This is a genomic window from Haladaptatus litoreus, assembly GCF_900156425.1.
GTDB lineage: Archaea > Halobacteriota > Halobacteria > Halobacteriales > Haladaptataceae > Haladaptatus > Haladaptatus litoreus.
Window position 1 is genome coordinate 1 of sequence record NZ_FTNO01000008.1, and the last position, 12,647, is coordinate 12,647.

The 12,647-nt window shown below is 50.1% G+C and carries 20 protein-coding genes; 10 read left to right on the top strand and 10 right to left on the bottom strand.

What is annotated here, in order from left to right; all coding sequences use genetic code 11:
• Positions 1–182: 182 nt before the first annotated feature.
• On the bottom strand, positions 183–662 hold the full coding sequence (locus BW974_RS26840) for a hypothetical protein (RefSeq protein ID WP_245800265.1): 480 nt from the start codon (positions 660–662) through the stop codon (positions 183–185).
• Between the two features lie 91 nt (positions 663–753).
• On the opposite strand from BW974_RS26840, the gene BW974_RS22605 reads away from it, so the two are divergent.
• Both BW974_RS22605 and BW974_RS22610 read left to right on the top strand, forming a co-directional pair.
• A complete protein-coding gene (locus BW974_RS22605; protein WP_076433260.1) occupies positions 754–1,134 on the top strand; it encodes a MarR family transcriptional regulator in 381 nt (126 codons plus the stop codon).
• Entirely contained in the window at positions 1,134–1,454 is a 321-nt protein-coding gene (locus tag BW974_RS22610) for a hypothetical protein (protein WP_076433262.1), read from the top strand. Before BW974_RS22605 ends, BW974_RS22610 begins: the two co-directional genes overlap by 1 nt.
• A gap of 23 nt (positions 1,455–1,477) precedes the next feature.
• Here the strand turns inward: BW974_RS22610 and BW974_RS22615 are convergent, their stop codons facing one another.
• On the bottom strand, positions 1,478–1,960 hold the full coding sequence (locus BW974_RS22615) for a SprT-like domain-containing protein (protein ID WP_076433264.1): 483 nt from the start codon (positions 1,958–1,960) through the stop codon (positions 1,478–1,480).
• An 86-nt stretch (positions 1,961–2,046) separates the two neighbouring features.
• Positions 2,047–2,592, bottom strand: a complete 546-nt coding sequence (locus tag BW974_RS22620) for a GNAT family N-acetyltransferase (protein WP_076433266.1) — start codon at positions 2,590–2,592, stop codon at positions 2,047–2,049.
• Positions 2,593–2,764: 172 nt separating this feature from the next.
• Here BW974_RS22620 and BW974_RS22625 point away from each other — a divergent pair, with 172 nt between their 5' ends.
• Complete coding sequence (locus BW974_RS22625) at positions 2,765–3,496, top strand: helix-turn-helix domain-containing protein (RefSeq protein ID WP_076433268.1); 732 nt, start codon at positions 2,765–2,767, stop codon at positions 3,494–3,496.
• Between the two features lie 774 nt (positions 3,497–4,270).
• Here the strand turns inward: BW974_RS22625 and BW974_RS26035 are convergent.
• From BW974_RS26035 to BW974_RS22635, 3 genes are all read right to left on the bottom strand, one after another.
• Positions 4,271–4,441, bottom strand: coding sequence for a hypothetical protein (locus BW974_RS26035; protein ID WP_175609794.1), 171 nt, complete (start codon positions 4,439–4,441; stop codon positions 4,271–4,273).
• Between the two features lie 102 nt (positions 4,442–4,543).
• Positions 4,544–5,563: a DUF7972 family membrane protein gene (locus tag BW974_RS22630; RefSeq protein WP_076433270.1), complete on the bottom strand. Its 1,020-nt coding sequence runs from the start codon at positions 5,561–5,563 to the stop codon at positions 4,544–4,546.
• A complete protein-coding gene (locus tag BW974_RS22635; RefSeq protein WP_076433272.1) occupies positions 5,564–5,770 on the bottom strand; it encodes a Sp36 family protein in 207 nt (68 codons plus the stop codon).
• Between the two features lie 196 nt (positions 5,771–5,966).
• Between BW974_RS22635 and BW974_RS22640 the strand changes: the two genes are divergently transcribed.
• On the top strand, positions 5,967–6,674 hold the full coding sequence (locus tag BW974_RS22640) for a helix-turn-helix domain-containing protein (RefSeq protein WP_076433274.1): 708 nt from the start codon (positions 5,967–5,969) through the stop codon (positions 6,672–6,674).
• 17 nt (positions 6,675–6,691) lie between these two features.
• Here BW974_RS22640 and BW974_RS27365 read toward each other — a convergent pair whose 3' ends face one another.
• Complete coding sequence (locus tag BW974_RS27365; RefSeq protein WP_076433276.1) at positions 6,692–6,982, bottom strand: DdfA family disk-determining factor; 291 nt, start codon at positions 6,980–6,982, stop codon at positions 6,692–6,694.
• 760 nt (positions 6,983–7,742) lie between these two features.
• Between BW974_RS27365 and BW974_RS22650 the strand changes: the two genes are divergently transcribed.
• Positions 7,743–8,447: a DUF2270 domain-containing protein gene (locus BW974_RS22650; protein ID WP_076433278.1), complete on the top strand. Its 705-nt coding sequence runs from the start codon at positions 7,743–7,745 to the stop codon at positions 8,445–8,447.
• A 169-nt stretch (positions 8,448–8,616) separates the two neighbouring features.
• On the opposite strand, the gene BW974_RS26040 is transcribed toward BW974_RS22650, so the two are convergent.
• On the bottom strand, positions 8,617–8,856 hold the full coding sequence (locus BW974_RS26040) for an SWIM zinc finger family protein (protein WP_076433280.1): 240 nt from the start codon (positions 8,854–8,856) through the stop codon (positions 8,617–8,619).
• A gap of 81 nt (positions 8,857–8,937) precedes the next feature.
• Here BW974_RS26040 and BW974_RS22660 point away from each other — a divergent pair, with 81 nt between their 5' ends.
• Positions 8,938–9,180, top strand: a complete 243-nt coding sequence (locus tag BW974_RS22660) for a type II toxin-antitoxin system VapC family toxin (protein ID WP_076433282.1) — start codon at positions 8,938–8,940, stop codon at positions 9,178–9,180.
• A 24-nt stretch (positions 9,181–9,204) separates the two neighbouring features.
• Here BW974_RS22660 and BW974_RS22665 read toward each other — a convergent pair whose 3' ends face one another.
• Together BW974_RS22665 and BW974_RS22670 are read right to left on the bottom strand one after the other, a co-directional pair.
• Positions 9,205–9,735 carry a PIN domain-containing protein gene (locus BW974_RS22665; protein WP_076433284.1) on the bottom strand — a complete coding sequence of 177 codons (531 nt, stop codon included), beginning with the start codon at positions 9,733–9,735 and terminating at the stop codon, positions 9,205–9,207.
• Positions 9,735–10,301: a DUF7437 domain-containing protein gene (locus tag BW974_RS22670; RefSeq protein ID WP_076433286.1), complete on the bottom strand. Its 567-nt coding sequence runs from the start codon at positions 10,299–10,301 to the stop codon at positions 9,735–9,737. Before BW974_RS22670 ends, BW974_RS22665 begins: the two co-directional genes overlap by 1 nt.
• A 56-nt stretch (positions 10,302–10,357) precedes the next feature.
• Here BW974_RS22670 and BW974_RS22675 point away from each other — a divergent pair, with 56 nt between their 5' ends.
• From BW974_RS22675 to BW974_RS27370, 4 genes are all read left to right on the top strand, one after another.
• Complete coding sequence (locus BW974_RS22675; protein WP_175609795.1) at positions 10,358–10,531, top strand: hypothetical protein; 174 nt, start codon at positions 10,358–10,360, stop codon at positions 10,529–10,531.
• A 161-nt stretch (positions 10,532–10,692) separates the two neighbouring features.
• Positions 10,693–11,412 (top strand): CDGSH iron-sulfur domain-containing protein, encoded by a 720-nt coding sequence (locus BW974_RS22680; RefSeq protein ID WP_076433289.1) that lies wholly within the window; start codon positions 10,693–10,695, stop codon positions 11,410–11,412.
• Positions 11,413–11,874: 462 nt separating this feature from the next.
• Positions 11,875–12,084 carry a hypothetical protein gene (locus BW974_RS22685; RefSeq protein ID WP_076433291.1) on the top strand — a complete coding sequence of 70 codons (210 nt, stop codon included), beginning with the start codon at positions 11,875–11,877 and terminating at the stop codon, positions 12,082–12,084.
• A gap of 372 nt (positions 12,085–12,456) precedes the next feature.
• Positions 12,457–12,561: a twin-arginine translocation signal domain-containing protein gene (locus BW974_RS27370; protein WP_368275082.1), complete on the top strand. Its 105-nt coding sequence runs from the start codon at positions 12,457–12,459 to the stop codon at positions 12,559–12,561.
• Positions 12,562–12,647: the final 86 nt, after the last annotated feature.

The window sequence follows — 12,647 nt, forward strand, 5'->3', positions numbered from 1 at the left end:
CATTCAAAAATATCACCAGTCGCCCGTACCTGCTGTTCTGTCTGCTGAGACGGGGTTTCTGAACTGAAGGCACCGCGTAACCGATGTAGTAGTTCCATAGCAATGCACAGACACTTTCTCTACATATATATTTTACCGCCAAAATGGCATAATACTTACTATTATTACTGTGTCGAATATTACTAATGAAGTCGGCTTATCGGTTCCGAGATACCGCTGAACCCCTCATAGTCGCACTCCTTAGGATCGTCAATCTTCACCCTCGGAGAAAGTCCCAAGCGACCCGGGAAGTACTCGGCGGCGATATCGGCCGCGTGCTGTTGTGTATTATCCCTCAGGTGTATCGTCGGCGTTGCATCCGCGTTTTCCGTCAGTGTTCGCTGGCCAGTGATATCCGAGAACGTCACTTGGCGTGCCATGGATAAAAAGAGCTGAAGCAGTGGTTCGTTCGGCAGTTCTTTGCGACCCGCACGAACGCATGGCCAGCACGGGAAGTCACCGAGGCTATCGCAGTCGCAGTCTTCGGGTTCGTCTTCGTCCTCGGAAGGGAAGGCCTCAAGCATCCCGTCGTCAGTTGCATTATCCACGGCGACCATGTGTTTGCAGTCGGCGGTGCGGTGGACGTGGTGCGGGCAGGTACAGGCCATTAGGTCCTCGGTCACGTCGTCGATGGAGACTGTGATTGGTGCATCGTTTCGTACCTGTGGAGTCCACTACAGCAGTCTTATTACTCTCTATTACATACTGTTACGTATGCCCGTTGACTTCGAGAGCTATCACCCAACAGAGCTACCGAATGAAAACACGAATGGACGGTACATCCTCGAGTTTCTTGCCGACGATCCAGAGTTGGGATACCGTGCTGGTGAATTAGCCAAGGAACTCGATATCCCCCGTGGGAGTGTTGGAACCACACTGAGTCGACTTGAAACTCGGGGACTTGTCCGGCATAAGGGAGAATATTGGGCAATCAATCCTGAAGCGTACGATGCTCACACGGCGAGCCTCATCGGATTAGAGACGGTTGCAATACAGTTCGAGGGCGACTACTACGACGAGAATCCGGACTGGGACGAAGATCTGCCAGATCTTGACGAAGAGGGGCAAGAGAGTTCTTCGACGGGGGAGGAGTGATGTATGGCCGTGGTGCCGTGGTCGTCGCTTCTGACCCGTTTGGAAATACACCTCGACGGCCGTATTTGATTATCAGCGGTCAGGATCATCCGTTTGCCGAGCAACAGTATATCGCGCTTGGAATCACCACGAAAGAGTATCCTGAAGGGCTCTCACTGGCGAACGAATTCGAGGCGGGTACACTGAATCGAGAATCGTTTGTCTCTCCGTGGGCTGTTGTCTCACTCATGGACATTGATATTGATCGTGCAGTTGCTCGACTGACTGAGGAGTTTGTGGACATCGCGGTCGAAACGATGACGCAGTACGTTTTCGAGTAATATTCACGGCCCTTTGTTGAGTGTCACTCGTCGTCGGAGTGGCCGTCGCCCACTTCGACACGGAGTGACCCACCACACTCACTACAGCTGTACTTTTCCGGGTTGCGCACTGTTTTCGAGCGTCGATACCGAGCAATCCAACCACCGCAGTCCTCGCACACGAGCCACCACTTCGGGGTGGTGAAGCGTTCGCAGTGCCGCGAGGTGCCGAGGGCGTCCGTCCAGCGGGTGAATGTTGCGCCGTGGTCCGCGTCACCGAACTCGTGGTACTGCCAGGCGTGGATGAGTTCGTGGCGGACGGTGGAGCTGAATTGCTCCCACCCATGCTGTTCGTAGGCCGTCCAGGTCAGCGCAATCGTGATCTCTTCTGTTGTGGGGTCGTATTTCGTGACGCATGCCTGTCGTTGGGCTCGATGTGAGATCTCCCAGTCGATCGTTTCGACCGGCAGATCTGGGAAGTGCTCGGTGGCGACGTCGGCCGCATGGCATTGCGTACAATTGAGCAAATCCTGCTCGGTATCTCGTGGGGACTCTGGTAATTGATACTGAGTGTTGAGAGAACCCGACGTAATCGAATTTCTGTAGTACTATTCTATGGGGGATTTTCTCGAAGATCGCGAACGTACATTTCTGGTGGATCAACATTCGAGGACGGCATTCCAACTTTACTAGGGTCAAGATCAAGAAGCCCACTAGATTCGAAATTTTTTGCAGCATAAAAGGCTCGTGCACCGTCGTTTTTCGGGTGGAACAGGACTTTCACGCGATCGATTGATTCGGGAAGAGTCTTCAATCCCCGTTCAAGTAATCGTGTTCCGATTCCTTCACCATAGTAGTCAGGGTGAAGATAAATATGCCGTAGATCGGCTTCGTTTGCGTCTAGATAGGATGAAGCTGTCGTATCCCATGTGAGGTAGAGATACCCGATGATCCCTGCAGCATCGTCGTCAACTACGAGAACAACACCTTCGCTATCAGCGAGCCGCTCTTTCAATTCTTCGGAGTGATAGAATTCGTTGCTTGTCACGTGGGTCCGAACGGTGTCAGTGCCAAGATAGTCAGAGTACGTTGCAATCCATGATTCCTGTACAGTTGTTCGAATACCAGGAAAATCGTCTTCACGTGCGTTTCGAATCATCAACTACGATGAGTCACGAGAAGCGGTTAGCATTTGTGTCGTGATAGTGCAACAATTGTCAATAGAAAATGATACTGGTTGATCTGTTTTCGCTATTGATTTGCTATATCGACAGATTCCAGCCCTGACAGAGCACAGTAATATTTTTACCATCTAACTCTTCTGGTTGCACATGCGCGAATTTCGATTCACGGTTGAGTTTGATAGTGGAGCAGATCCTGTCGCAGATGTATTTCTCAATCATCCAAGTTTACAGGCAAAATCAATCTCACTTTCCGTCTCTACACACGGGATGTGGCGTGTTGACCGCATTACAGGGGCTGATGACGGGATTACAGCACTCACATCAGCACTTGTCGACGATCAGTATTGCCCCGAATGCGTTGGTGAACACGAAGGGTGTGACGCACAATGGGAGTACGAAATAATCAGTCGAGATACTGGTGGTGTATTTCTATATTCGTTTTTAGATACAGTTTCGTACTGTCATTCAATTCCATTTCTTGCGGCGACAGGCATGGGCAACGGATCGTTCTTCGATACATATCGTCACCAGGGCATCTACAATTGGCGCATCTTACTTCGAGAGCACCAACGTGTTAGTGAGTTATTTGAGCAAGTCCAAGAGAACGTTCCATCAGGGGTGTCGATCACGCTCCAGCAATTGAAAGAGCCCACACAGTGGGGCAATGGGGCCAAGACGCTCGCGGATCTCTCCCGCAAACAACAACAGGCGATTGAGACTGCTCATCAATTGGGATACTATGCAACCCCCCGCTCTGTAACGCTTGAAGACATCGCGACTAAACTCGAAATTCCTCGATCAACTCTTCGCTATCGTCTTCGCAGTGCTGAGGAGTGGGTTATGGATAGTTTTGTAGCCCAGCATCGCCTTTCGGAGTAGAAAACAACACCAGAATCATCTAGCGCTGTTGTCGGGTCGTACTTCGTGACGCCTGCTTGTCGTTGTGATCGGTGTGAGACCTCCCACTCGATCGGTTTGACCGGCAGGTCAGGGAAATGCTCGGCGGGGACGTTTGTTGCGTGCTGTTGTGCCTGGTCGAGGAGGGCTGTCGGTGTCTGGGTGTATTGTTGGTCACAACAGTTAGAAACTATATCAGTAGAAAGAAAACGGTGAGAGATATCGGATTAACAACTGCCGAGATTCCGGAAGTCGCTCTGGTCACACTTTGAACAATGGGATGGTTTCGAGATAAAGGTGGTACCGCATTCTTCGCATTCAAAAATATCACCAGTCGCCCGTCCCTGCTGTTCCGTCTGCCGAGACGGGTTTTCTGAACGAAAGACACCGCGTAACCGATGTAGTATTTCCATTGCTATGTATAGACACTTGCTCCACATGCATATATTTTATCACCAAACTGCCATAATGATCTCTATTATTACTGTATAGAATACTGTTAATGAAGTCGGCTCACCGATTATGAGACGCCGCTAAAACCCTCATAGTCACACTCTTTCGATTCGTCATTCTTCGCCCTTCAAGGAAAGTCCCACGCGTTTCAGGAAGTGCTTGGCGGTGATATCGGCCGCGTGCCGTTGGTGTCTCATGAGTATCATCGGTCGCAGCATTCGTGCTTTCCGTCAGTGTTCGCTGGTCGGTGATCTCCGAGACCGTCACTTGGTGTACCATGGATAAAAAAGACTGAATCGGTGGTTAGTTCGGCAGTTCTGTCCGTCCTGTTCGTACGCATGGCCAGCACGGAAAGTCACCGAGACCGTCACAGTCGCACTCTGCCGATTCAGTGTCGTCTTCGTTGTCCTCGTCGTCCTTCGACGGGAAAGCCTCAAGCGTCCCGTCATCTGTTGCGTTTTCGACAGCGGCCATGTGTTTTCAAAAGGCGTTCCGGTGGACGTGATGCGGGCACGTGCATGCTATCAGTTCCTCGGTCACGTCATCGATGGAGACGGTATCCTGTGGTCAAGGCTATTACCGTTGAGATTCCCGAAGAATGAGTGGGCCAATCGCAAGCGTTCGCTTGGCAACGGGTGCGATGCGAAGGATGTAGGAAGTAAACAAGAGGAATGGAATGAGTGTCACTGTAAACGCCCCGCTCACGACCCATGTAACAATAGGAATCGCAAGAAATGTACCGCTGAATGTTTCTGCTCCAACGAAGGTTAGCATACCTCCAGCAACAATGAGCGCTGGAATAGCTGCATAAAGAATGTATTGTGAGAGATCAACGAGTGCCCACTGGAAATACAGCGTCTTAATGTGTTCTCGAGCTGGGCCAAACATGGCCAACGCTGTCTCCAGATCATCAAAGGCCATTCGTTGATCATCAGTCAGTGAATCAGAAAATTCAGTTACCATTCGTTCGACCTGGTAGATCTTCCACCCATAGTTGAAATTCAATGCCGAAAATAGAACATCAAACGTCCCAAATTGGGATCCTTCGAGCTCGTCTTGGACTTCTTTGGCGTTTCCATGGAGGCTGTCAACGAATTCGGAAACCTGCTGGATTAGTTCTTCATCGTCGCTTTCGTCGACAAGTCGATCAAGAACCTCTGCTCGCCGTTCAGTTTCATTTACCAGTTCTCCAAGGAAGGCAGATGGATCGGCTGGAACAACGGAGTTGAACAAATCTTTTGTGTAGGTTCGAAAGTCCATCGCATCGCTCATACGTTTTCGTTGATCGCCCAATGGGCCATTTTCTTGTGAAAGAACGAGTTGGCTGATAGTGACGACAAGTGTTGTTCCGGTGACGATGACACCGATCATCGCAGAGAAGATCGTTTCAATTGTGTCGGTTGACTTGATTTCGCTCGGAAAGGACGGATCCAGAGTAAGACTGAAGACGAGAAAGGAAAGAAGAACGAGAAGAGCAAGTAATCCAGTCAGGAGAAATCGATTCATTCGAAAGAGAACCCACATTTTGAGTCGGCTCTCTTCGGACCGTCCTCGCATCGTATTCGCAGTCCCAATATCGCTTTCGTTGGTACTCATTTATTCCTCCATTCCGTGTTCTATAGGTCGTTTCAAAACGAGATACTTTGTGCCACCACCCTCATACTCGATCGTATCGACGAACTCCCATCCATCAGCTCCAAGTTCGTTGAGTTTGTCCGTTGGATCACTTGCTTCTTTTTGTGTCTCTTCACGTGGGGGTCTGAGGCTGTAGTACTCCCATTGAGTAGCGTTCTGGGCACACATCAGTCTACTCTTCGAGTTTTTATCATATGAGCCTTCGGTCGATATCCTAAAACCAGTATCTCTGGGACAGGAGACGTGTCTTCGTTCTGGTTCGCAATCGGTCAAAGTACATCGATTATGTGATAAAATACAACTAACAACAGAGCGTGCGAGTTTAGAAAAAATAGATATTGGCTGACGGGATAGACCCATACTAATGGCCGGAACGATTGTCGAAGTGACATTCCCCGCTAAACAATTTGCACTCGAACACACACTCAACACGCTTGAGACGGTGACCTTCGAAGTCGAGCAAATAGTTGCAACCAATCCGGACAGCTTGATGCCGTTCATTTGGATCACCACGTCAGATCAAAGCTTACTCGAAGAAGCCTTTACTGCCGATGAAAGTGTGGCCGAGTTTCAGTTGATTGCTGACTTCGAGACAGAGTATTTGTACCAACTCGAATGGGTTGACCATATTGAGCATCTCATTCGAATTCTCGTGACGGAAAAAGCGACAGTCCTGGCTGCGAGAGGGCAAGAAAATACGTGGCATTTACGATTGTTATTTGCTGATCACGATTCTGTTACACGGACTCACGAGTACTGTCAGGAACACGGTATCGAATTTGACATCGAGAATATCCAAGAATTCAGCAATCAACGGAGCACTCGATTTGGGCTCACCGAAACTCAGCAAAATGCACTCTACCTTGCTGCTGATCGTGGGTACTACTCAGTTCCACGGGAGAGCACGACCGAGGAACTCGCGGAAGCCCTCGACGTAAGTCACCAGGCGCTCTCCGAGCGGCTACGGCGCGGTCATGGCACTCTCGTCGATCATCTGCTGAGTACAAGTAAGACAGCAGAACCTCACGAAACAACATTCACTGAACCAGACCAGAAAACACGTACGGACTAACAGAGACGCCGTCGAAATCAGGACTCATCTGCAGGAAGAGGATCCAGAGAAATTGTTCTATCACCGGCGACAGTAACGCGGTAGCCACAGTACTGGAAAGTTACTTTCCCGTGGCGTTCGCTCCCTGCTTGCGTTGGTGTGAACAAGTTGTCAAGGGCATCTGGATCGATGACATCATATAATAGTGGGCAGTCATCTGGATTGATCTCTTCTCGTGCCGTAATTGCCTCGAGAATGAGGAATGCGATCGATGGTTCTGTTGCAGTACGCTGACTATCGTTAGGTGTGTTGTCAGTGCTCTCTCCCATTGTATCTCACGTCTAGGGTACCCACGGTAGGGAAATCCCTCCTCAAGTACAAACCCCCATGAGCACTCCATCCTCGCTAAGGATGGTAGTTATAAACATGTTCTGGCGGTTGATGAAAACAGATGATTGTTCATTAGATTTGATCCCCTGAGAAAGTGTATCACTACCACGGCCGAAATCTGATTAGTTGATTATCTCAATTATAGGGTCTCCACCTGTTTGTGTCGGCATCGATGTCCATTTTGGCGATTCTTCGTGACGCCTGTCGTTGTGCTCGATGGAAGACCACTAGTCGATTACTTGGCACCATTAGTATGAGCTACTAGCAGTACAGGCTTTACATGTGAACGAAGAGCGAAAGCAAGAGCTTAAGCACAGTCACCCGTGAAAATCTTCCTCGTATCTACTGCTTGTCGCAAGAACTACGTAAACGAGAAGTGGTTAGTGACCGTTACCTACTTCGAAGCGTAGTGATCCACTGCACTCACCACAACGGTATTGCTCCGGGTTGCGGACGGTCTTCGAGCGCCGATACCGGGTAATCCGACCGCCGCAGTCCCCGCACACCAGCCACCACTGTGGTGCAGTGAAGCGTTCGCAGCGTTGTGAGGTGTGCAGAATGTCCGTCCGTTGGGTCAAGATAGCTCCGTGACCGTCCTTACCTACTCATAGCAATTTAGAGAGGACATTACGATTATGTGAAGTTGTTTAGGTTCTGGTAACGCTGGTTAAGCCAGTGAATAGCTTCTAGACGGATGTTATGGGGGGAAAAACAGACGAATTCAAACCAGAAGGTGAAGAGGAACGCGAGGTAGCTGAAAAAGCTGCATACGATCGCTCCGAGCTGCTTTCGCTACTCCAGCAGTACTATCGTGGCGAAATGTCTCAGTCAGCAACCTTTCTTGGCCGACTCGATTTGACTGTTGATTGGGCGATTGCGGTTGTTACAGCGATTCTTGCGTTATCATTCGAAAGCAGAGGTTCTTACTTGCTTCTGATTGGAATGGTTGCTCTCACAATGTTTCTGATTTTTGATGTACGCCGATATCGGATGTACGATGCCTATCGGGCACGAGTCCGTCTTATCGAAGAAAACGTCCTTGCGAACGCATTTGACCCGGAGGGAGTACCACTCTCCAATTGGCGTGAAGAGATCGCTAACGATCTAAAACATCCCACGTATAAAGTGTCATATATTGAGACACTAGCCCGCCGCCTCAAACGGATTTATCTGCCATTGTTGGTGCTACTTGGTCTCGCCTGGCTCTTCCGTATCACCATCTTTGTGCCTGATGAGACATGGAACGAAACAGCAGCAATCCCTGGAATTCCCGGTGAAATTGTCGTCAGTATCGTCGGAGTTTTTTATCTAGTCTTATTTGTGCTGACGTTCTGGCCACGTGAGCGGAAAGCGAAAGGAGAGTTCCATGGGAAATCATCAGACACGTGGAAAAAAGCAGACTAACTCTTCGATTCCACCATTCATATTGAATAGATACGAGATACACTTTTTCTTGATGTAAGGAGTCACGTTCGCTGGTTGTTGTATCCCCACGTTCCACGAGCATTCGCTACTCGGTGCTATCCGAGACCGTCAATCGGCATACCTGGGATAAAAAGTGCTGAAGCGAGAGTTAGTTCGGCAGTTCCGTCCGTCCCGTCCGCACGCATGGCCAGCACGGGAAGCCATTCAGACCCTCACAGTCGCAGTCGTCTGGTTCGACATCGCTGTCGTCCTCGGAGGGGAAGACCTCGAGCGCCCCATCGTCAGTTACGTTTTCGACGGCCGCCATGTGTTTGCAGAAGGCGTTGCGGTGGACGTGATGCGGGCAGGTGCAGGCCATCAGTTCGTCGGTCACGTCGTCGATGGACACGACGTATTGGTGGGCTGCGGGGTCTCGTGACTCTCGGAGTTAGCGACGCTTACCAGTCGGAAGGTCAACCACAAGACGGCGGTGGATGTGCTTCAGACGATTCGGCGTTCGGAGAGTTTCAATATTCTTCCTGTTGAGGAAGGTGTGTTTGCAGCGGCGTGTGATGAGTTCGAGCGCTATGACGATCAGCAGATTTCGTTTGTTGATCACACGAGTGCGGTACTGGCTCGTGAGTACGATATCGAGCATGTCTTTACCTTTGGTCGGGATTTCACGACGCTTGGGCTGACTCGGGTGCCTACTGATATTCACTTTCGCGAGTGAAGAGGAGAGAATCGCATAACACCGCTATCGGTCAGTAAGATTGTTCAACAACACTCGGCCCTCGACAACCGATATCCGGTCTTCAACACCAACGGCTACCAAGGCAGCTCGAATCGCTTGCTCCGCGATCCTATCGCTCACGAGTACCGCAACATGCGTTTGGCCTTTGGCGACGTATTGATAGGCTAACCCGGCGAGAATAGTATCCGTTTTCTCAATCTCGTCTTCCGTGACGTCATCTGCAGAGAGGCTCAACATCCGTCTTCGCGTTTTGTCGACGACTTCCGGAACACGAGGAGTTGAAAAATCAATTCGACCTGGCTCTAACCACCCTGCATCTTGGGCTGCTCGCAATCGGTCGCGCTGATAGGCGTATGCATCGGGGCTCTCACCCAACTCTGCAGCGACCTGTTCGGGAACAGTGACGGTGAGGTTTCGCTGCCGAACAAATTGCTCGAACGCTTGGTATTTCTCGTTCGACGGTCCACCCATTGCGAACAGGACGCTACTGTCGATGATTGCGGTGCTATCGCTCGGAATCTCCACCCCTACCATTATTCGGCCCGCTCCAGATAGGGATCGTAATCAGCCGCCTCCTCGACCACATCCTGTAACGCAGTGAAGACAGTCATTCCCTCGACGGGGTGAACACCGAGTTTGGATGCCCCAGTCCGTTGTGTGAGCTCACCATTCATCACCCGGAGCGTATAGTGGAGCGCCGCGGCCAGTTTGGCAATACCCTGCCGCTCGACGAAGACACGAATGTCCTCTGTATCGTGCTGGCGGCCAATCGCGTCGATGAGGGTTGGGGTTGCAGTCACATCGCCATGCTCGGTCTCGATCTGGAGGCGAATCGGTTCGACAGTGACCATTGCTGGTGTCTCATCGTCGTGGCGGGACAGCACACCCATCTCTTCGAGTTGCCCGATGTATTTGTAGGTCGTCGAATGGGCCATGTCGAGATCCGTTTTGATCGTCTCGATTGTGACTGGCCCGTTCTGGAGAATGTAGATGTAGAGGCGGGCGAGTTGTGGGGTGTTCAGGAGTTCAGCGTAGGTGAGAAGGTCGTTGAACGTCTCCTCGTGGTTGGTGGTTGTCGAGATTCGGTCGTCCGTCGACATCACAATACATATTCTATGGATAGTGTATTAACTCTTGTCCTGCGGTGTGGACGGCATTGAAAGCAGAAATTCGGGAAGAACGCTATGACGACCGGCAGATTTCGTTTATTGATCGTTTGAATGCGGTACTGGCTCGGGAGTACGATATCGACCATATCTTTGCCTTTGATCGGGATTTCTCGACGCTCGGGCTGGCTCGGGTTCCTGCGAAGATTCACTTCCCGGAGTGAAGTTGGTGAGGAGTCCAAGAAGGATTCTAGCTGGAAGATTTGTTAGTAAGCGTTGTGTTTCGGACAGCCATTCGAATGTCGGTTTTGTAGGGAATTAGAGGGTTGAGAGGTGTCAATCAATCCGTCTCAATTGGTAAGTCGGTGCCTCGCGAAGGAAGGCTATGGAAGAGGATCTCCACGAATACCATGGAAAGGACATCGAGGTCACCTATGATCACAATCGATGTATTCACGTCCGGGAGTGTGTCGAGGGACTTCCCGGGGTGTTTGACCCGAATCAACGGCCATGGATTGACGCGGACAATGCTGACGCTGACGAAGTAGCGCGAGTGATCGAACGGTGTCCAACAGGAGCACTTCACTACGAGCGAACAGACGATGGTGCTCCTGAATCAGTACCTCCCCGCAATACAGTCACTGCTACCGCCAACGGACCGCTGTATCTCCACGGCGATATCGTGATTCGGTCGAACGATGACGTTGTCCTCGAGGATACACGAGTCGGCCTCTGTCGCTGTGGACATACAATGAACGAACCACTCTGTGACAACAGTCATGCACGAGTCTTCGAGGCTGAGGGAAACAAATCGGTAGATCCAGCCAGTAGTGAAGATATCGAGGATAAGGACGTTGAGGAGTATGACACGTTAGACACGAGCGATGGGGAAGACGGTGAGAACCAACCCGATGGGCCGTTAGTCGTGACGCCGACACCGAACGGGCCACTTATCCTTGATGGATTCTTCGAACTCCTTTACGGGGAGGAAGAACCGACCCGACATGATGAAGCTGCATTGTGTCGGTGTGGTGGGTCGGCGGCCAAACCATTCTGTGATGGGACGCACGCCACGATTGGTTTCACAACGAATGCGGAGGAGTGAAAATCTGGATACGTTTGTGTTGATGATGCTGATTGCAGTATTTTGTGAGGATGCTTTGAGTTACTAGTCGGTTTAGCAACTGCCATGATTCTGAAATTCGCTCCGATTACACTGTGTACAGTGAGTGGGTTTCGAAATGAATGTTGTACCGCATTCTTCACACTCAAAAATATCACCGGTCGGTCGTACCTTGCTTTCTGTCTGTTGAGAAGGGCTTTCTTGAGTAAAGGCATCTCGCAACTGGTGTAGTATCTCCATAGGCGGAGTCAAATTCAACAACCTTGTACAAAGACTTTGTTACCTTGAAGACAATATATCTCTCTTCTCTATTGAGAACGAAATAGGCAGGTAGCACTTATTTCCCATTACTAGCAGATTACTAACAATAGAAATCTAAAGACACTGATGAGAAGAATCTATTTTACAGAAATCGTTTTGTGTATTCAAAACAGTAGAAGGAGTATGTCTGCCCTCGATTCCACGTCCGAGGAAACGATGATATTCCCGAACCAACGGTGGAATCTGGCGCTTGCAGCCATGTTCACCCTTCTGGGCGTCTACTTCATACTCTCTCCACAGATGGGTGCTGGATCATCTACGGCTGGTGTCCCACTCCTATTATTCGGCGTATTTGGATTCATTGTCTCCTTTGTGAGATACGTCCGTCACTAGCTGATATGAAACCGAACATGAACCACCGTGTAAACAAGTACTGCATACTGGAAACCTTCATTAGTTCTGGAGTCACCTTGTAATCCATGGGAAAGTTAGTAGCTATAACGACTGATAACAAGGAAATAGAATGTCACGATATAAGAGAAGGAGACAATGGTTTACAACTTCGTAACGAGGAGAAAGAGCTTGTTGGATATATTCCCTACGACCGTCTCTGCTACGTAGAAACGACGTAAGCTAGTTTCTGAGCATTTCCCGAAAGACATTGCTGTGCTTGCCGGATGTCTGCTCTACTTTCCCCACCATCTCAACGTTGGGTCGATCCATGAGACAGGTTGGTATTTAACCTCTTATCGCGTATTTTTCCTTATGAAATTTTCTCGTAGACAGTTCCTCGCTACCAGTGCTGCTGGTATCGGAGTTGTCTTCGCAGGGTGTCTAGTCGGAGTCTTTCCCGTGGGGATCTGGCTGTAACAACGGAACCCTCCATACCGATCACTCGATTCACACCGATCGGATCACGGCCACTTGGCCCCGCCATCGATATGACGCAGGCAACA